This is a genomic window from Bdellovibrio bacteriovorus, from assembly GCF_002208115.1.
Taxonomy (GTDB): Bacteria; Bdellovibrionota; Bdellovibrionia; order Bdellovibrionales; family Bdellovibrionaceae; genus Bdellovibrio; species Bdellovibrio bacteriovorus_C.
In genome coordinates this window covers 2289349-2308513 of the sequence record NZ_CP020946.1, presented here as the reverse complement: position 1 = coordinate 2308513, position 19165 = coordinate 2289349, and the positions used below count along the sequence as shown (strand labels likewise).

The window sequence follows — 19165 nt, the reverse complement described above, 5'->3', positions numbered from 1 at the left end:
TCTAGAACCGGCGCATCCATTCCAGCAGGGTTTGCACCACATCGGCGCGGTCATCTTCCTGGCTTAATTCTGTTCGAACGGACCAGTTGCCGCCCAGGCGGCGGCGCAAAGTGAACTGCCGCTGCTCGGTCATGTTCGACTGCATGCTGAAGGTGGTGTTGTCATCCAGACGCATGCGCGCGGTGTAGGACTGACTGTTGGGGTCATAGCTGATGGACTGAATCGGGGTGGATGAAAGGAACAGCAGCGAGAACAATCCCAGTGCGCCATCAGAAACCGCCCGGCTCATATTAGAGGTGGAATTGACTTCGTCTTCGTTCAGTTCATCCAAAGACTTGTCGAAGAGCAACACGGACAGGATCTGCTGTTGATTCAACTGGGGATCGCTTTCCAGATTCACGATCGGGCGTTGCGTGTTTCCCAGCAACAGGATGCGGATGTCCACTTCCGGGTTTGAATACGAGATCTTGCCGGAAAGTTCCGGTGCCACGGTATCAGGATGGAAAATCAGATCCACATTGTTGACCGTGGCTTTTTTGCGGAAGAACTCAAAAGGAAAGCTCTGCACCATGACTTTTCCTTGCGGCTTGCGATCATTCTGCGCCTGAATATCCAGAGCAATAGGCACCGGGCTTTGCAGCAGGTTTGAAGAAATCAGCACCGGTTTTTCGGTTTTGATTTTCACTGACCAGTGCAGCTCAAAAGGAATTTTGCTGGAGGCGGATTTTTCCTCTTCCGTGATATCAAGGTCCTTGCGCATGACAAATCGTTTGTCCGGAAGGACTTGTGGGGGAATGGCCAGGCGCAATGGCGGGGCCTGCAGGTGGACGTCCTGCAAGATAACATCGGCATGAACTTTCAGTCCCTGGGGCTTCAGGACTTTCCCCAGAGTTTCAAGGTCGGCCTTGGCCTTAACAAATAATTTCTGATTTTTGGAACTGAGTCGTGTCTGTGCCGTCGCATCAGCCGTCAGAGGTGAATCCAGGTCGGTCAGTTGTGCGTGCAGGTCAAGATCGACATCGCCCTTAAGCACGTGCATTGGTGCAGGGATGGCAAATGGCGTGGATTCAAAAAGGTCCTTCCACACCACAAAGTCCGGAATGCGCAAGTGAACTTCGGCAGCGGCTTTGGCGGCTGTGATTTCCATCGGCTTTTGCAGTTTGATTTCAGTTTCACCGTTGATCCTGACTTGTCCCTGCAGGAAGGTGTTGGCTCCCGTCAGTTCGGCCTGGCCGTCGATTCGGAGGCGCTCGGAAGCCCCTTTTCCTTGCGTGTGGGCGGCCAGTGTCGCCTTTAAAAGTGTATCGACGTTTTTAATTCCCGCGCGGTTTTTGTCCGGTGTCACGATCAGACCGCACTGCAATCCGGCTTTGGCAGGATAACCTTTTTCTGAATCCAAAGTGGACTTGATGGCGCAGCCTTGCAGACGCAGTGAAGTTTTGCGCCAGATGTTTTTTAACTGGATATCGCCCAGGGTGATATCCAGTTCCTTATCCGACCAGTGCAGGTTCACGGCGGGGTCGAGTTTGATTTTTCCATAGCGAACCAAGGGTTTGGCTTGGGCGCGAAGATCGCGGCCCCAGGTGGCAGTCAAAGGTGTTGCAATGCTCAAGGAAGACGTTGAGACCTGTGCCTTTCCATTGATCGACAGCTTTTGTAAATTCAAAAGGATGTTGGACTGCACCTTGGCTGCAAATGATCCTTCCTGTTCGGCCTGGGCTGAAAGATCGAAATTAAGTTCAGCAGGAAGTGGGGACGGCCGGCGAAGGACTTCGGCCTGTGCCAGCAGCGGAGCCCCTTCGGGGAAATTCACGCGTATATTCTTTACCGACAGACGCAAAGACCCCATCAGATTAAAATCCAACTGTTGTGGCATCAGCTCGGCAAAGGCGGGTAGTTTCAAGTTTGGCAGCAAAGACTGAGGCTCTTCGGGCGCCTCTTCTTTGGCGGGCAGATTCAAAGTCAGCTCAGAAACTTCCATGGTGACTTCGCGCAGTTGTTCCAATTGCGGACGCCAGTTGGTGAAGGCCATGGCGACATCAATTGAAATACCCGGCGCACAGGTGTGCAGCAGCGGCGCATAGGACACACACAGATTCTTGGCCGAAACTTGAATGCGCTTATGTGTCCAGTCGGGGCTTTCAAATTTAAATTCAAGATGATCCCAGGATATTTTCAGACTTTCCGGAGCATATTGCAAAGCCCAGCGTACATTCTTTTCATTGATGACGACTTCAGGACGCATCCACACATAAGCCAACGCGCCGATCAACAGCGCCAAAAGAAGCAGTACAGTCAAAACAAGAATCTTGAGGGTTTTCTTAAGCACAGCCATCAGAACTCCCTTCCGAAACTGAAGAAGAACTGATAACCCGGATCAACATCATTGGGAACAGGATCAATCACAAAGCCCCGGCCCAGGGTGGCGCGCATAGAGCCGATGGGCGAACCCCATCGCAGTCCTGCGCCAGGAGAATAATACAGGGCAGAGCTGAGCTTCATGGATGACTCGCCTCCTTTGGCGGCATCAAAAAAGATCAACGGTTGTAAGTTGTAGGGAAGGACATCGCCCGCTCGCAATTCGAGGCCCTGATAGATGTAAGTCAAATAACCTTGTCCGTCCTGAGGCAATTGCTTACGAGCAAACCCGCGCAAGTCGGCATCACCACCCATGAAGAAGCGCCAGTTGACAGGGATTTGGCTGCTTTGGGTGAAGCCATCCGGCAGGATGAAAGCTCCCATAGATCCGCGCCAACCCAGAATCAAAAATGGAGGGTCCCAGCCCTGAATATTCCAAAGCACCTGGTGACGCAGAGTCAGACGGTGCAGGTCTTCATTGGCGACGGCGCCCTCAACTTGAGACGCGGAGTTGAAAGTGATCGTCCAGCCTTTTTGCGGATCGGCCAGATAGTATTCATACATATGACTGGTCAGGCTGACTTCAGTGCCCAGATATAAAGAGTCAATCCGATATGGTCCCGGCCCGCGAATGACATCCGTGCGGGTCAGATAAGGACCCAGTTGAAAACTGCTGGTGGCGGTGGACCACTCTTTTCCGAACGAGACCCCCGAGCCCAGCTCATAAGTCATGGCCTCATAGTTGCTTTCGGATTCATGACGAATTTTTGCTCCGCTGATCAGATGGGTTCGCGAGCTTAAGTCATCCAGAAAGTAGTGATAGTGATTGAAGGTGATGTATTGCTCGATGAACGAGGCATAAAGTGAAGTCTCCAGTGAATCCGCGGCGGGCGTCAGGCGCGCCTGTTTAAAGGTTGATTTGACCAGGGCTCCACCTTCGGAATCAAAGCCCACGCCAAAGCTGAGCAGGCGGGGCTTGGCAGGGATCATTCGGCGCACGATCGAATAGCTTCCGTCTTTCTGGCAGGCGATGTCGTAATAGGTGCTAAGAAACAAGTCTTCATTCAGGACACGGGTGGAACTTAGTTCCAGCAAGCGAATGTCGAAGGGGTCCCCGGGTAAAAAGGCAGAAAAGCGTTCCAAGATGGCCGGGTCCAAGTCCTCTTCGCCCACAGTCGGATAGGCTCCAAATGTGGACGGGGATCCTGCGGTCACATCCAGCAGAAATAATCCTTCATCAATGATCCCGCGAGACTCAACCTGAGGGCACACATAGCCGTGTTCCTGCAGACGGCGCAGGGCCCATTTGTTGATCTCATCCAGAGTGTTCGGGGTGAACGGACGGTTTAAGATATACCGGCGTTTTTTCCAGTCCCATTCAGGCGGGGCGTGCAGAACGTTGAATTTCTGCACATGGGACTTGGGGCCGGTCTGCACCAGCAGCAGGTCTTTTTCATAGCTGAATTGGGCCTGATGATAGGCACGGCTTTGCAGAAAACTTTTCAGAAAGAAAATGCGCTGATTGTCAGGAATGCTTTTCCAGGCGTCATTTTTGGAGGTGCCGCAAAGCCAGTCTTTCTCGGTGTCGGTGAATTTGATCTCTTCACTGCCTTCAATGCGAATGCCACACAGGGATGTGGTGGCCGCCTTGGCAGAAACAGAGATCAGAAGTGTCAGCAACAGCAGGAAAAAGGGCATGCCTAGAGTTAACAGTTCTTAGGCATGCGGGCAAGGTTCGGGAATGATTTACAGGGATGTGTTTAGGCGGAACGCGAAGTCAAAAGAGTTTTTGTCAGATGTGCGGTTCACCATGGCGGTGTGAGCGCTGACTTCAGCCCCCAAAGACAGGTGTTTGTGGACCTGAGCCATAAAGCCCGTGGAAACAATCAGGGAAGGTGTTGTTTCATTAACACTAATACCTTTGGACGAGTCGCTGAAGCGCAGGAAACGGTTGGAAAGGCCCGAGCTGATGGAATAAGACCAGATGCTTTCCAGACGGTTGGTGTAACCGATTTTCAAATCCAGTTCACGCAAGGTGAATTCTTCGCTGCCGGAAGAAGACACGCCGTAGTTCTTAAACACACCTTCAGAGTACCAGTTTGGGGAAAACAGATCCATTCCCAGAGACAACTGAATGCCGTTGGTGTGACGGTTGAAGTTCTGATTGTTGGCGGAAATGTTGGTGAAAGAGTTGGCATAACCAATGCCCGCGTGCAGGCGCACATCATCAAAAGAGCTCGTGGAGCTTTGGGTCACTTTTTGCTTTTTGGCGCTCAATTCATTGAGCAGGTCATCATAGCTGACCTCTTCGTACTCGGAACTGCCGGAAGCGGCCTGGACCAAGGTGGGAGCGGTAAAGAGGGAAGCGGCGATCAAAGCGAACTGAATTGTTTTAATGATTTGCATACCCCATTCTATCAAGGCTTTGTCATTTTTCAAAAATTGATCTTTCGTTCTGGACCTTGTCTTTGGCAAACTGATTGTATGTTGTCGTTCTTTAAGACTCGCCATAATTGTTACTGTGCCTTCTGTAAAAGCCCCCGCCGTATTTATCGTCGTAAGAATATTTCTCTGATGAATATTCTGGGCAGTGCTCTGGCATCGGTGGTGATTATGTTCGCGTTATGGCAGCAGTATGATCCGCGTGTGATGGTGGCCTTCGTGGTGTGTCTGGCGATTTCGGAAGTCTTCGTGAAAATCCGCTGGAGACTTTCCGTGGTGTGCCGTGTGTGCGGGTTTGATCCTGTTCTTTATTTGAAGGCGCCGGAGCAGGCAGCAAGCAAAGTGAAAGAGCAGTTGGATGTTCGCCGTCAGGATCCGAAATATCTGCTGGCAAAACCCCTGAATTTGCCCGCAATTCCCGCAGACAAGGCGAAGGCCCTTCAGGATAAGGGTAAAGGCCGCCTGGTATCGCGTTCAATTTGATCTAAAGATTGCAAGTCGGGGCTCTTTGTGACAGCTTAGAGCCATGAAAAATCTGGTCGTAATTCCTACCTACAACGAAAAAGAAAACATTCAGGCGATTGTGCCTGCCGTATTGGCACAGAACCTGGGCGTTGAAATTCTGGTTGTTGATGACAACTCTCCGGATGGCACGGGTGCCATCGTTCGTGAAATGCAAAAAAGCATCCCGCAGCTTCATATTCTTTCCCGTCCTGGCAAGCAGGGTTTGGGCAAAGCTTATATCGCGGGCTTCCGCTGGGCCATGGATCATGGCTTTGAAGGCATCATCGAAATGGATGCAGATTTTTCCCACCGTCCCGAAGATCTGGGGCCGCTTATTAAAACCATGGAAGCCAATGATTTTGCCGTGGGTTCCCGCTATGTGGCTGGTGGCCGCACGGTGAACTGGGGCCTGATCCGCAAGATCATCTCCCGTGGTGGCGGTATTTATTCCCGTCTGATTCTGGGCTTCCCTTTGAATGATTGGACAGGGGGCTTTAACGCCTGGAAGAAAGAAGTTCTGCATGGAATCGATCTTTCCACGGTGGAGTCCAACGGCTACAGCTTCCAGATTGAATTGAAATACAAAGCTTTGAAAAAGGGTTTCAAAGGGGCGGAGTCTCCGATTGTCTTTGAAGACCGTCGTGTGGGCCAAAGTAAAATGTCTCTGAAAATTGTGCTTGAGGCTTTCTATCGTGTTTGGCTTATGCGCTTTAAATAGGGCAGCTCTGCTGCTCTTGATGTTCTTTCTTTTTCCCCTCAGCTTGTGGGCACAGGCCCAGCAGGCGACGGTGATTCTGGATGGCGCCCTGGTGTATCAGGACGCCGACTTTGATGCGCCGGTGATCACAACCCTGAAGCTGGGTTCAGTTTATAATATCTCCACCAATAAAAAAGGTCCGTTCTATAAAATCCGCTTAAAGCCCGGTCATCTGGGTTGGATTTCTGACACGGACATCAAGCCGGGGATTATCAAAATTCCCAAGCCGGAACAGACCAAATTGAGCGAGCCGAAGGAAGAAAAAAAGAAAAGACCTTTCTTTGCCTCCCGCTATCGCGGTCCGGTTTTGCAGATGACGAATTTTACGGAAGACACTCTGGGGCAGGAGCGCACCGACAGCCTGTTGTTTTACGGGGTGAAGTTTAACGGTTTCAACACGCTTTTTAGTGGCGAGATTTACACCGACGCCAATATCTTATTCCACTTCGGCGCGCCCTCGTACTACGAAGACTACACTAAAAAAGCCGCCGACGGTTTCATCTTCATGACGGATTTTACTTTCCAGACGGTGATCCCTCAGGGGAAAAACTTTATTTACTACTACGGCTTCGGCCCGATGTTTAAGTACTCGCACTTTAATATCGACGTCCCCAGCAACGGCGAAACACTCAGCTATTCTGCCGACGATATGACCCTGGGTGTGGTGATTGACCTGGGAATCGGGGCCCGCCTGGGCAGCATGTCCCTCAGAACCAACGCCAAATACTACTGGGAGCGAACCAAATATTTCGCCTTCGGCCTGAATCTGGGCTGGGGCTTTTAACGCACAGCTTCGGAAAAACTTAGGTGGGCCCTCCTGTGGAGGGTGCCTAAGAGGTAGCTTTTGTGGAAGCGAGGTGTTATGACGGCGTTTCTTGGAGGGGGCTCTTTGTGCGTGTTTTGTCTGCATTGTTTTTTGTCGTTCTTTTCAGTTCTGTTTCTTTTGCCGGTGGGGACATTGAGCCTTACTTTGAGGCTTTGAAAAATTCCGGAGCTAATTTCGAACCTGATGGAACTGTTTGCGAAGAAATCGCCCGTCTGGAAGTGACCAAAGAATTTGGTGATGCCTATGAAGTGACCACCGGGGTGGAATACAGCCTGGGTAAGGACACTATTGGCGAGCTTGACGTGGTGGTCTTTGAAAGAGCCACGCATAAAGTCGTTCTGGTGGCCGAAGTGAAGTGCTGGAAAAATCTGCAGCAGGCCATGGATAAGCTGAAAGCGCAGCGCGACCGTTTTACATGGAATTTGACCAAACATGCCGCTCATATTCAGTTTCAGCCGGATGAGGGCTTGAGCTTCCGCGTGGAGGACTTCCAGGGTCCATTTAAATTCCGCGCTATTTCTCAGTGCGGCGGTCTTAAAAAGGGCTTTGATCAAGAGATCCAACTGACGCTGACCGAGGTCCAACAACTGCGCTCCAAGCTGCTGAAATGTCAGGCTTGGGGCGAGTGTCTGCGCCCACAATAGTCCTTTGACTTGAGGGGGGAGCTCATGCAAATTCCCCCTATGTCGATCCAGATTTTATCCCCTGAAGTTGTTGACCAAATCGCCGCCGGCGAGGTGGTGGAGCGTCCTGCTCATCTTGTCAAAGAACTTGTGGAAAACAGCATCGATGCCGGCGCCACCCGCGTGCACGTGGAATTCTATGACGGCGGTCGCATCGTCAAAGTGATCGACAACGGCAAGGGCATGTCCCCGGAAGATCTGCCAAAATCCCTGGAGCGATTTGCGACCAGCAAAATCTCAAAAACCGATGACCTGTGGTCTTTGCGCACTTTCGGCTTCCGCGGTGAAGCCTTGGCCAGTATCGCTTCTGTCAGCAAACTGACGCTGACTTCGCGTCGTGCGGGGGATGAACAGGCCCACCAGTTGATCAGTGAATACGGCAAGAAAAAAGACATCGACAAGGTCGGGGGCTCGCAAGGCACGACCATCCTGATTGAAAATCTTTTCGACAACACGCCAGCGCGTTTGAAGTTCCTGAAATCGGATTCCGCGGAAAACTCGGCGATCAAAACCACTTTGAAAGCCATGGCGTTGTCACACTTTGACGTTGAATTCCGCATTCAGGAAAACGGCAAGCTCGTGGCTTTCTGGCCGGCCTGCAAAAACCGCAAGGACCGGGTTGAGCAAATTCTTGAAATCAAACCGCTGTTTGAAGGCGAAGCCTCCCGTGAAAACGTGAAGGCCTATGCGGTGTTCGCGGATCCTCACAACGTCGCCAAGACTTCCAAAAATATCTGGCTGTTTGCGCAAAACCGCTGGATTCAGGATCGCAGTCTGCAAGCCGCCGTGAACGAAGCTTATCGCAGTCTTCTGATGCACGGAGAATATCCGATTGCCGCCGTGTGGGTGGAAGTGGATCCGGATTGCGTGGACGTGAATATTCACCCGACAAAATCCCAGGTGAAATTTCAGGATCCTTCCCTGGCATTCCGTGCGGTGGCGGCGGCTTTGCGGGGCACGTTGGAACAAGCGCCGTGGATCAAGCGCTCGGATGTGCCAACCCAGAATGTGACGATGCCCCTGGCGCAGAATTCTTCTGAAGAATTCAAATCCAGCGAAGGTCTGCCGAACTTTGCTTCGCAACCCATGCCTCAGCAGAATTTGCGATTCCAGGACAATTCTTTGGAAGTGACGCAGTTCCAGAAAAAAGAATTCAGTTTCCCGGCGTCTGCGGTGCAACAGCCGCAGACCACTTATCAGACGCTGGCGGAATCGGCAGCTCAGCGCGAATCATTTGCGCCGAAATCCGAGGATGCACCGCTGGGTTACTGGTCTTCTTTGGAAGTTTTGGGGCAGGCAAATTTGACTTACATCGTGACTCAGTCCAGAGACAAGCTGGTGTTCGTCGATCAGCACGCCGCTCACGAGCGTGTGGTGTTTGAAAAACTGATGAACGCGTGGAAAGGCGGGAAGGTCGACATTCAGGACTTCCTGTTCCCGCTGGCCATTGATATGTCTCCGGAAAAAGTTGAAGGCCTTTTGACCATGGCCAAAGAGATGGAACGCCTGGGCGTTTACATTGAAGCTCTGGGACCTGGGACCATCGGTGTGAAAGCCGCCCCTTTGATGATCAAAGAATCCAGCCTCAGCGGGGTTCTGGACAAAATGGCGACCGAAATCGTGGATCAGGGCGGCAGTTATTCTTTGGAAAGAACTGTGGGCGACATCTGTGCCACGATGGCCTGCCACTCGGTGGTGCGGGCGGGGCAGTCTTTAAGCCCGGATCAGATGCGCAGCTTGCTTCGTGATATGGACATGTTCCCTCTTTCAAGCTTCTGTCCTCACGGTCGCCCGGTCAGCGTGGAATACCCGTACTACAAACTGGAAAAAGATTTCGGACGAATTGTTTAATGGCGAAACGGCATGTGATTTTTGTTGTCGGCTCTACAGCCACCGGGAAATCCGAGTGGGCGCTGAAGCTTGCGCAAGAGTTCAAAGGCGTCATCGTCAACTGTGATTCGGTTCAGCTGTATAAAAAACTGGATATCGGTTCAGCCAAACCCAGCAAGGAAGAGCAGGCTCTGGTGCCGCACTATCTGCTGGACTATGTGAACCCTCCGGAAGAAATGACGGCGGGGAATTACTGCCGTGATTTTTACGCCATCCTTGAAAACATCCCGGAAGAAAAGCCGGTGTTTGTGGTGGGCGGTACAGGGTTTTATTTCATGGCCATTGAAAAGGGCATGTACCCGGTCATCCCGGTGCCGGCCGAAATTCAGGCCCAGGTGGCTTTGGAGCTTGAAACTGAAGAAGGGGCCCTCCGTCTGCATGCCGAAATGATGAAGGCGGATCCTGAATACGGCGCCAAGATTCATTTGTCTGATCGCTATCGCATCGGTCGGGCGATTGAACTGATTCGCAGTCAGGGAAAAAGTGTCACACAGATTCAGGCCGAATTTGAATCCCAGCGAAAGCCATTTCCGTTTCCGCTGCTAAAGATCGGCCCCAGTTGGGACCGTGAGGTGTTGCGTGAGCGCATCGGGCAGCGTGTGGAAAAGATGCTCGCGGCTGGCCTGGTGAGTGAGGTTCAGGGGCTTCTCGATGAAGGTCTGGCTTCGTGGGCGCCAATGAGCAGCGTGGGTTATAAAGAGACACTCGAGTATCTGCGTGGGGGGATGAGTCTTTCGCAGTTACAGGAACAGATCACAACAAACACTCATCAGCTCGCCAAAAGGCAGAGAACCTGGTTTCAGCGAGACAAAGACATTCAGTGGTTCGATGGGGCCTCGGGTTTTGCTGAGGCTCGAACCGTGGTCGAGAAATTTCTCAAACCTTGACCCTGATTCGGTGGAAAGCCGAGAATAGAGGTACTTATGAAAAGCATGACTGGCTACGGCACCGCAAGAGTTCAGACTAAAGACGTCACTGTGGAAGTGAGCATCCGTTCTGTGAACGGACGTTTCCTGGAGCCACGTTTTCACCTGCCTCGTGAATTTGTTTCTTATGAAGGGGAGCTGAAGAAGATTCTAAGCGGCACTCTTCATCGCGGCACTGTGGATGTTTTCGTTTCCCGTCGTGTGAAGAACACCGCCAGCAAAGCGCAGATGACCGTGAACGATGCTTTGGCCAAAAAATACATGACCGCTTACAAGCATCTTTCCAAGGAGTTGGGTGTACCCTTTAATGTGCACCTTGAGGTTGTGGCAAGACTTCCAGAGATCATCAAAGTTGAAGAGACCTATGAGCTTTTCAGTGGCGAAGACAAGATTCTGAAAAAAGCATTTACGGAAGCCTGTTCCAATTGTGACAAGGAACGCGCCCGTGAAGGCAAGTCCCTGCAAAAGGATCTGCAGAAACTGCTGGTGGCTTTGGAAAAACAAGTGAAGATTATCAGTGAGTTGCGCGGTGAAGCCAATGCGCAACTTCAGGATCGTTACGAACAGAAAGTTCGTGCGCGCCTGAAGGGGAATGAAATCGATGCAGCCCGTTTGTCCCAGGAAATCGTGATTCAACTGGAAAAAGCCGATATCAACGAAGAGCTGAGCAGGCTGGCGGAACACATTAAGAACTACCGCCAGTTGGTGGGGTCGGTGACGGCTGAGGGTAAAAAGCTGGATTTTTATACCCAGGAATTGCTGCGTGAGGTGAATACCATCGGGTCAAAGTCTCAGGTAGCCAAGATCACTGCGGCTGTGGTAGAAGCTAAAACCCTTATTGAAAGACTTAGAGAACAGGTTCAAAACGTTCAGTAATTATGAAAACGCGCATGATTATCGTCGCCGCTCCAAGTGGCGCAGGAAAAAGCAGCTTTGTTGAAAGGATCACCCGGGAAGACTCCCGCTTGGTGGACATCGTCACTTTCACAACGCGCTCGATCCGTCAGGGTGAAACACCCGGTCTTCAATATAACTTCATTGATCATGCGGATTTCGAACAAAAGATCAAAGAAGGCTTCTTTGTGGAGTGGGCGAAGGTTCACACCAATTTCTATGGAACCTCATATTCGTCCCTGGAAACAGCCTGGAATCAGGGGAAAACCGCCATCATGGATATCGATATCCAGGGGGTGGCGACCTTCAAATCCAAGTTCCCGGACGCCAAAACCGTCTTTATTCACCCTCCAAGCATTGACGAGCTGCGTCGCCGCATTGAAAAGCGCGATGGCAAGGTCCCTGCGGACATTGAAGTTCGTATGGCCAATGCCGAAAAGGAGATCCGTGAGGCCTCCAAGTTCGATTATCAGATCGTCAACGACGTGTTTGAGAAATCCTATGGGGAATTTAAGAAAATCGTTGAAGATTTGCTAGCTTAGCTGTAATTTGGCCTGATCTATTTGCTGGAGGCGTAATGGCTCGTGTAACCGTTGAAGATTGCTTGGAAAAAGTACCTAACAGATTTGCCCTTGTTTTGATGGTTGCAAAACGTGCGAAGCAACTTCTTAAAGGTGCAGAGGCGACTGTTTCCACTCGTAGCAACAAGTACATCGTAAGCTCCCTGCGTGAAGTGGCGATGGGCAACGTGGGCTACCAGGACAGCCTGGATGCAAACGAAGCTATCCGTCAGATCGAAAAAGATTTGAATAAGTAATCACATTGCTGGCGAAAGCCATACTCATGTGAACCCAATGAAGGGAGGCGAAAGTCTCCCTTTTTGCGTTTTCTGGACGCCTGTAATTCTTCGTTGGACACCCCTCTGGGGTCAGGTAAGCTATAGGGAATATGTTTAATTTCCTGAAAGAGGATGGCTTAACCAACAAGCCGGTCAAAACAGTCGACGATCTGCTGGCACGCATTCGCATCTATTATCCGAATGCGGATCTCAAAATTATTGAGAAGGCCTATTCATTCTCTGAGAAAATGCACGAAGGACAAATCCGCCGCAGCGGGGAGCCTTACATTTCTCATCCTCTTTCTGTTGCCGCTATTCTGGCGGACTTCCACCTGGATCTGGACACCATTGCCACCGGCCTTTTGCATGACACCGTGGAAGACACGGCGGCCACGTTGGAAGACATTCGCCGCGAGTTCGGGGATGTGATCGCGCATCTGGTGGACGGGGTGACCAAGATCGGTCAGATGAAATTCAAAAACAGCCACGAAAAGCAGGGTGAAAACATCCGCAAGATGATTGTGGCCATGGGGAAAGACGTGCGGGTCGTTCTGGTCAAGCTGGCCGATCGACTGCACAACATGCGCACCCTGAATTTCATGCCGTTTGAAAAGCAAGAGCGTATCGCGCTTGAAACTTTGGAAATCTACTGTCCGCTGGCGGGGCGCATGGGTATCAGTGCGCTGAAGATCGAACTGGAAGACCTTTGCTTCCGCTACTATCGCCCGGACATGTACTATGAACTTGTTCAGCAGATAAAAAAGACGGAAGCCGAGCAAAACCGCTATATCGAGGAAGTAAAACAGCTTATCGGTAAAGAGCTTAACAAAGCCGGTTTCCGCTATGAAGTGTATGGACGTTCCAAGCACTTGTGGTCCATCTACCGCAAGATGCAATCCCGTAACATCGATTACGATCAGGTTTACGATGTTCTGGCATTCCGTGTTTTGGTGGAATCTGTGGCGGAATGTTATGCCGCTCTGGGTTTGGTCCACTCTTTGTGGAAGCCCATCCCGGGTCGTTTTAAAGACTTCATCGCCATGCCTAAGGCCAATAACTATCAGTCCCTGCACACGACCGTCATGGGCCCGGGCGGGGAACGTATCGAGATTCAAATCCGTACCAGTGAAATGCATCTGGTTGCGGAAAAAGGTATCGCCGCTCACTGGAAGTACAAAGAGCGCGGCAAAATGATGGATGACGGCGATCTGCAACAGGCCAACTGGCTGCGTGATCTGGTGTCGTGGCATCAGAACGTGCGCAATCCTGATGAGTTCCTGGATACGGTTAAAACAGATTTGTTCGAAACGGAAATTTACGTTTTCACTCCGACAGGGGATGTGCGTGAGTTCCCGGAAGGTGCCACACCGGTGGACTTTGCTTTCGCGGTTCACACGGAGCTTGGCAATCGCATCGTCGGCGCCCGCGTGAACGGCAAGATGGTGCCTTTGAAATACCAGCTTCAAAACGGGGACACCGTGGAAGTGGTTACTTCCAAAACCCAGGTGCCTTCCAAGGACTGGTTGAAGTTTGTAGTTACCAATAAAGCCAAATCCAAAATCCGCGCCTTCGTCAAAGAAGAACAGCGCCGTCGTGCGATCATGCTGGGTAAAGAACTGGTGGAAAAAGAATTCCGCAAGTTCGGCATGGCTGCCGTAAAATATCTGAAAGGTCCGGCCTTTGAGGCGTACCTGAAAGATCACGGCCTGGCAGATCTGGATGAGTTGTACGTGACCGTCGGTTACGGAAAACTTGAAACGCGCATTCTGGTGGAAAGACTTTCCCCGGAAAACATCGCCAAAGAAGCGGCGAAAACCGAAGACTCCACCTTTATGGAAAGAGTCATGCGTGCCGCGACTCAAAAAACGCGCAAGACCAATTCTCTTATCAGCGTTGATGGCATGGATGACGTGCTGGTGCACTATGCGAAGTGCTGTCATCCGATTCCAGGGGATCCGATCGTGGGCTTTATCAGCCGTGGCCGGGGTATCTCCATTCATCGCAGCGATTGCCGCAAAGCTTTTGAATTCGATCAACTTCGCAAAGTCGATGTGACCTGGAACGTGAAACAAGCCGGAGAAGGTCAGGAGCGCATCGTGCGCCTGAAGATCATCTCCCAAGACGTGCCGGGATTGCTAAAACTGATGTCAGAGGCCTTTGCCCAGCAGGGGATCAACATTCAGTCAGCCCAAATTCGTACGACCAAGGATAAAAAAGCCGTGTGTAACTTCGAGGTCAGCGTTCAGAACGCCAGCCAGTTGAATCAGGCGGTCTTTGAAATTCAGAAGATCAAGGGGATCATTGGGGTCACCCGTGTTATTCACTAACATCAGGAAGAATCTTCATTTCCTGATGGCTCTGACAGTGCTGGGTATCGCTTCCACCGTGATTTTCGGATGGATTCTGCGGGACCCGGCAATCATTCAAATTCGCTCTGATTTTGCCCCGATGGTGATCAACACCGCGCTGGGGCTTGCGGCATTGGCGATCTCTATTCTTTTCTCGGACAGCCGTTTTAGGGGCATCTCGGTCTATGCTTCGATCTTCGTCGTCGCTCTGGCGGCGGTGAATCTGACCCAGTTTCTGACCGGTGTTGATCTGGGAATAGATCAGGCGCTGGTGCAGCCATTCTATAACCTTGGGGTCAGTTCGCCGGGGCGCATGTCAGTCAGTACTTCCGTGTGCATGCTGCTGATGGGTGTGATGGGGCTGGTGTCCGGAAAGTCCTATGCTCGCCGCATGGTGCGCATCACCGGCAGTTCGTTGGTGCTGGGTTTTGCGATCCTGGGTTTTTTGGGGTACTTCCTGAATTTCAGTTCTGAATATGGCTGGGGGACTCATTCCCGCATGGCGATTCATACGTCACTGTGCTTTATGCTTTTGGCAGGGGCCAAGATTGTGCGCCTGGGGCGTGTGATCAAGGAAGAAGACAACGCACAGTCGGCCGTGGTGCCGATGTACGTGGTGATGATTGGTGTTCTGATCGCGGTGGGAATCTGGCAGCTGTTGCTTCTGAAAGACATTGAACGCAATCGCAGTGTCACGCAATCCCGTGCAGAAAGCTTCCGCGCCAAACTTGACGGGACTTTCATTCCGCTGGAAAAAGCCCTGCAACAGATGGCTCGCCGTATGGCGGTCGGGGCTTATCGTGACGAACACGTGTGGTCCATGGATGCCCAGTTTTACTATGAAGAATTCAAAGGCATCCGCCGTATCGCCTGGGCTGATCAGAACCTGATGCTGCGCTGGTTGTACCCGATGGATAAATTCAGTCGGGACATTCGTAACACAGCGATGGGGCGTTCTGAAGAAATCCGCCGCAGTCTGGATCTGGCCCGCCAGACCCATGAATCGCGAATTTCCCGCGTGATCGAGATGAAATCCGGTGGCCGCGGTTTTGGCATGTTGGTTCCGGTTTATAAAAATTCGGTCTTTATTGGAATGCTGAGTGCCGGGATTGATATCCGCGCATTTTTGGATCGTTTTGCGCGCATTGAAGGTTATCATGTGGCCCTTTATGAAGACGGGCAGGAAATCTATCGCAGCACCGAGTGGGACCCTGTTTTGTCCCGCGACTGGGTGACTCGCATTCGTTATAGCAACATGGGTGTGGACTGGGAGATCGCTTTCACTCCATCCAGCGGGGTTATCCGCAGCAACACATCCGCGGTGCCTTCGGTCGTTCTGGTTTTCGCCGTGGGATTGTTTGTGTTGCTGGGCTTGGCGCTAAGTTTCTTTGGTCGCGCTGAAGAGCTTCGTCGTCGCGCCCGCGCCATGGTGGATTGGAAGTCCGCCGCGATGGATGCCACGCCATTGATGATGATCTCGTTTGATGAAAACGGCATCGTGCGCGAAATGAATCGATCCGCAGAAGAAATGACCGGCTGGAAAGCCGAAGAACTTGCCGGCAAAGAGCATCCCTTTATTTTCCATGACCGTCAGGATGTGGAACTAATGCGCTTGAAACTGGAAGGGGCCTTGAGTCGTCCGGTCGGAATGGGAGTCGAATTTATCGACGCCATGTTTGATGCTGGCTTTAATGCCGCTTCCGAGTGGGTGTATGTGCATCGTTCGGGCAGCCGCTTCCTGGGGCAGCTGTTTATCGGAAAAGTCATCAATGAAAACGGGCACACCACGGGCTATCTGGCGGTGGTGGAAGACGTCACGCAAAAACGTCAGCGCGAAAAGCAGATCAAAGAACAAGAAGACAAGATCATTGCCAGCGCCCGCCTGGCTTCACTGGGTGAAATGGCCGCTGGAATCGCGCACGAGATCAACAATCCATTGACCATCATTAATGGTCACGTGGGCGTGTTGCGCCGTTTGCTGGGGGCTCGCGGGCTTGCCGCAGATCTTGAGGTGCAAAAGCGTGTGGAGGTGGTTGAAAGCACCACTCAGCGTATTGCCAAGATTGTCAAAGGCCTGCGCTATTACGCTCGTGAATCAGACCACGGGGACATGGAATGGGTGACCGTGGATGCGATCATTGATGACACCCTGGCATTTTGTTCAGATAAGTTCCGCCATGAAGGGGTGGATCTGATTGCACGGCTTGAGCCGAACCTGAAAGTGTTCGTACGGCCTTATCAGATTTCCCAGGTGCTTTTGAATCTTTTGAATAATGCGGCAGACGCAGTTCAGTCTGTCGGCACCCGCAAAGTGGTGGTGGAAGCCAAAGCCGTTAGTGATGGTGTCGAGATTTCAGTCTCTGATTCCGGTCCGGGTGTGCCGGCATTCCTGCGTGAAAAGATCATGGAGCCGTTCTTTACGACCAAGGAAGTCGGCAAGGGCGTGGGGCTGGGATTGAGTATCTCGGAGGGGATCGTCAGATCCCATGATGGGAAATTCTATCTGGATACAGAAGCCAAACAAACACGTTTTGTTGTCTGGCTTCCGGTTAAACAATAACTACCAGAAATAATTCAGACGCAGACCCAGCTCACGTGGTGAGTTGACCTGATTGTAGCTGACGGACTGGCCGCCAATAGAGCTTGTGCGATCATAGATCACATAGCGGGTATCAAGGACGTTGCGCACGTAAAGATCCACGTTCATGCTCCAGGCAGCCAATGAATACTGCCCCAGCAGATCCAGATAGAACTGTTCCGGTGAATCCATCGTGTTTTCCGCATTACCATAGGATTTGCTCAAATATCTGAAGATACCTGCAGCATTCCAGTCCTGGCTGATTTGATAACCGTAAGACAGGCGTCCGGTCCAGTTGGGCGCAAATGGGAATTCATTGTCCGTGTAATCCTTGCTGCCGTTCACAAAGTCTTTGAAGCGTGTTTTTACATAACCCCCGCCCAGATTGAATTCATGACGGGACGCCGGCTTCCAGTTTATTTCAGCTTCGGCACCATAAAGTTCCGAGCTCGCCGCATTGACCACTTGAGTGTCAAACGGGTCGTTCGACAACTGAACCATGACCTGCTGGTCTTTCCAGTCCGTGTAGAAAGCCGCGGAGCTGAAGTTCCAGTTGGAGGCCGCATACTTGTAAGACAGCTCATAGTTGCCGGTTTTTTCCGGGTCGTAGCTGTCAACACGAACGCGCTTGCGGTTGATGGACAAACCACCGGTGCGATAACCTTCGGTGTAAGAGATGCCGTAGCTGTGCTGATCCTGAGTCAGCATGTACGCCACCTTAGGAAGCACAATCGAGTTGTTTTCTTCGTCTTCATAGCTGCCAGTCACGCTGTCCAGATAAGCATCGACCGCGGCATTGGTGCCGGCACCAAGATTCTGTTTGCGGGTGGCAGAGACGTCCGCGCCGTATTTGTTTTTTACAAATTCATAGCGCAGGCCCAGATTAATGGACTGGTTTTCAGTGAATTTCCACAGGTATGAATCAAACAGGGCGAATACGGTGCGATACTTGTCCGTCACCTGACTTGAAGCAATTGGAGTGTAAACGGACGCGGAAAGGGGGTACAGGATGTCGAATCTGGCGTTGTCCTTCAAATAGTAATCATGCGCATGGAAGCCCAGGACGTTTTTCACTTTTTCGTTCTGGAATTTCAATAGGTTTTCCACGCTGACGAAACGGTCGTTGTGTTCTTCCGTACGAACACCCGCAGTCGGGTTGGCAGTGCCATCGGCATCGCTGGTTTCATCGTTTTTCGCCTGAGAATAGGCGCCGATGACTTCATTCGTCCAGTTGTCGTTCAGCTTAACGAAATAGCGCAGGCTGGTCTGTTGGTTGGTGGTTTTGCTGTCAAAGTCCACGTCCTCGTTAACTTCATAGTCAAACGGGTTGGCGCTTTGCACATAGTTGCCACCAGTTTCATTCTGCATGATCTTGGTGTTCCAGCGAACATAGTCAGTTTCGTTGATTTTGTAGGTCAGATCCAGACCCAGATGGTCTTTGGACTTTTTGCCCCATTTGTTGTTGTCAGTTTTGATGTTCTTGATGAAACCATCACCCTGCTCGTGATTCACTGACACGCGGCTTAGCAGTTTTCCATCCAGCCATACGTTGTTGGTCATCACACCCGCTTCGATGCGGTTGAAGCTTCCATAACCCAGCTTTGCCGCGCCTTCGGTCTGATCTGCTGGCTTGTTATGGAAAAGCAAAATGCTGCCAGCCAAAGAGTTTACCCCTTGGGTGGTGGACTGAGGGCCGCGGTACACTTCCGCCTGCTGGACATCCCACAAATCGAAGCTGCCGGCTTTCACCGCCAGATCCGTCTGGAAAACATCATCCACCAAAATAGAGGACAGGTTGTCTTTCTGGAATCCGGTCACACCCGTGTTGTTCACACCACGGATACTGAAGCTGTCATCGTTTTTGTTGATGGAAACGTTGGGAACCGCATTCAGGGCCTGGATGGAATCAGACTGAATCGGGGAATCCAGTTCGCGACCGGGAACCACAGAAATACTTTCGGTGCTTTCCTGATAGGATTTGTTTTCTTTAGTCCCTTGAACCTGCACGGCCTCCAGAGTGGAGGATTCCTCTGTTGAGGTCCCTTCATTGGCCGGAGTCTGGGCGTTCAGAATCAGCGGGAAGACAGTCAGAAGTGTGATGATGCGTTTCATTGTTTCTCT

At 51.5% G+C, this 19165-nt stretch carries 15 protein-coding genes; 11 read left to right on the top strand and 4 right to left on the bottom strand.

Annotated features, from left to right (window positions below; translation table 11 throughout):
- Position 1 precedes the first annotated feature (1 nt).
- From B9G79_RS11075 to B9G79_RS11065, 3 genes are read right to left on the bottom strand one after another with little or no spacing between them, the layout of a single operon-like run.
- Positions 2-2335 (bottom strand): translocation/assembly module TamB domain-containing protein, encoded by a 2334-nt coding sequence (locus B9G79_RS11075; protein WP_088565552.1) that lies wholly within the window; start codon positions 2333-2335, stop codon positions 2-4.
- On the bottom strand, positions 2335-4056 hold the full coding sequence (locus B9G79_RS11070) for a BamA/TamA family outer membrane protein (protein ID WP_088565551.1): 1722 nt from the start codon (positions 4054-4056) through the stop codon (positions 2335-2337). The genes B9G79_RS11075 and B9G79_RS11070 overlap by 1 nt, the downstream gene beginning before the upstream one ends.
- Positions 4057-4104: 48 nt before the next feature.
- Entirely contained in the window at positions 4105-4764 is a 660-nt protein-coding gene (locus tag B9G79_RS11065; protein WP_232468582.1) for a hypothetical protein, read from the bottom strand.
- Positions 4765-4842: 78 nt separating this feature from the next.
- Between B9G79_RS11065 and B9G79_RS11060 the strand changes: the two genes are divergently transcribed.
- The 11 genes from B9G79_RS11060 (at position 4843) to B9G79_RS11010 (ending at position 17026) form a co-directional block, all read left to right on the top strand.
- Positions 4843-5283: a hypothetical protein gene (locus B9G79_RS11060; RefSeq protein ID WP_011164041.1), complete on the top strand. Its 441-nt coding sequence runs from the start codon at positions 4843-4845 to the stop codon at positions 5281-5283.
- A 43-nt stretch (positions 5284-5326) separates the two neighbouring features.
- On the top strand, positions 5327-6022 hold the full coding sequence (locus B9G79_RS11055) for a polyprenol monophosphomannose synthase (protein WP_088565549.1): 696 nt from the start codon (positions 5327-5329) through the stop codon (positions 6020-6022).
- Positions 6023-6041: 19 nt separating this feature from the next.
- Positions 6042-6845: an SH3 domain-containing protein gene (locus tag B9G79_RS11050; RefSeq protein ID WP_088565548.1), complete on the top strand. Its 804-nt coding sequence runs from the start codon at positions 6042-6044 to the stop codon at positions 6843-6845.
- 107 nt (positions 6846-6952) lie between these two features.
- Positions 6953-7531, top strand: coding sequence for a hypothetical protein (locus tag B9G79_RS11045; protein WP_088565547.1), 579 nt, complete (start codon positions 6953-6955; stop codon positions 7529-7531).
- A gap of 24 nt (positions 7532-7555) precedes the next feature.
- The gene (mutL, locus tag B9G79_RS11040; RefSeq protein WP_088565546.1) at positions 7556-9421 is read left to right on the top strand and encodes a DNA mismatch repair endonuclease MutL; all 1866 of its coding nucleotides are present in this window, start codon (positions 7556-7558) and stop codon (positions 9419-9421) included.
- On the top strand, positions 9421-10347 hold the full coding sequence (gene miaA, locus B9G79_RS11035) for a tRNA (adenosine(37)-N6)-dimethylallyltransferase MiaA (protein ID WP_088565545.1): 927 nt from the start codon (positions 9421-9423) through the stop codon (positions 10345-10347). Before mutL ends, miaA begins: the two co-directional genes overlap by 1 nt.
- A 36-nt stretch (positions 10348-10383) precedes the next feature.
- Positions 10384-11262, top strand: coding sequence for a YicC/YloC family endoribonuclease (locus tag B9G79_RS11030; protein ID WP_088565544.1), 879 nt, complete (start codon positions 10384-10386; stop codon positions 11260-11262).
- A 2-nt stretch (positions 11263-11264) separates the two neighbouring features.
- On the top strand, positions 11265-11822 hold the full coding sequence (gmk, locus tag B9G79_RS11025) for a guanylate kinase (RefSeq protein ID WP_038448884.1): 558 nt from the start codon (positions 11265-11267) through the stop codon (positions 11820-11822).
- Positions 11823-11857: 35 nt separating this feature from the next.
- On the top strand, positions 11858-12097 hold the full coding sequence (gene rpoZ, locus B9G79_RS11020; RefSeq protein WP_011164049.1) for a DNA-directed RNA polymerase subunit omega: 240 nt from the start codon (positions 11858-11860) through the stop codon (positions 12095-12097).
- 131 nt (positions 12098-12228) lie between these two features.
- Positions 12229-14445, top strand: coding sequence for a RelA/SpoT family protein (locus tag B9G79_RS11015; protein ID WP_088565543.1), 2217 nt, complete (start codon positions 12229-12231; stop codon positions 14443-14445).
- On the top strand, positions 14432-17026 hold the full coding sequence (locus B9G79_RS11010) for an ATP-binding protein (RefSeq protein WP_232468581.1): 2595 nt from the start codon (positions 14432-14434) through the stop codon (positions 17024-17026). Before B9G79_RS11015 ends, B9G79_RS11010 begins: the two co-directional genes overlap by 14 nt.
- Here the strand turns inward: B9G79_RS11010 and B9G79_RS11005 are convergent, their stop codons facing one another.
- Complete coding sequence (locus B9G79_RS11005) at positions 17027-19156, bottom strand: TonB-dependent receptor (protein ID WP_088565542.1); 2130 nt, start codon at positions 19154-19156, stop codon at positions 17027-17029.
- Between the last annotated feature and the right edge of the window lie 9 nt (positions 19157-19165).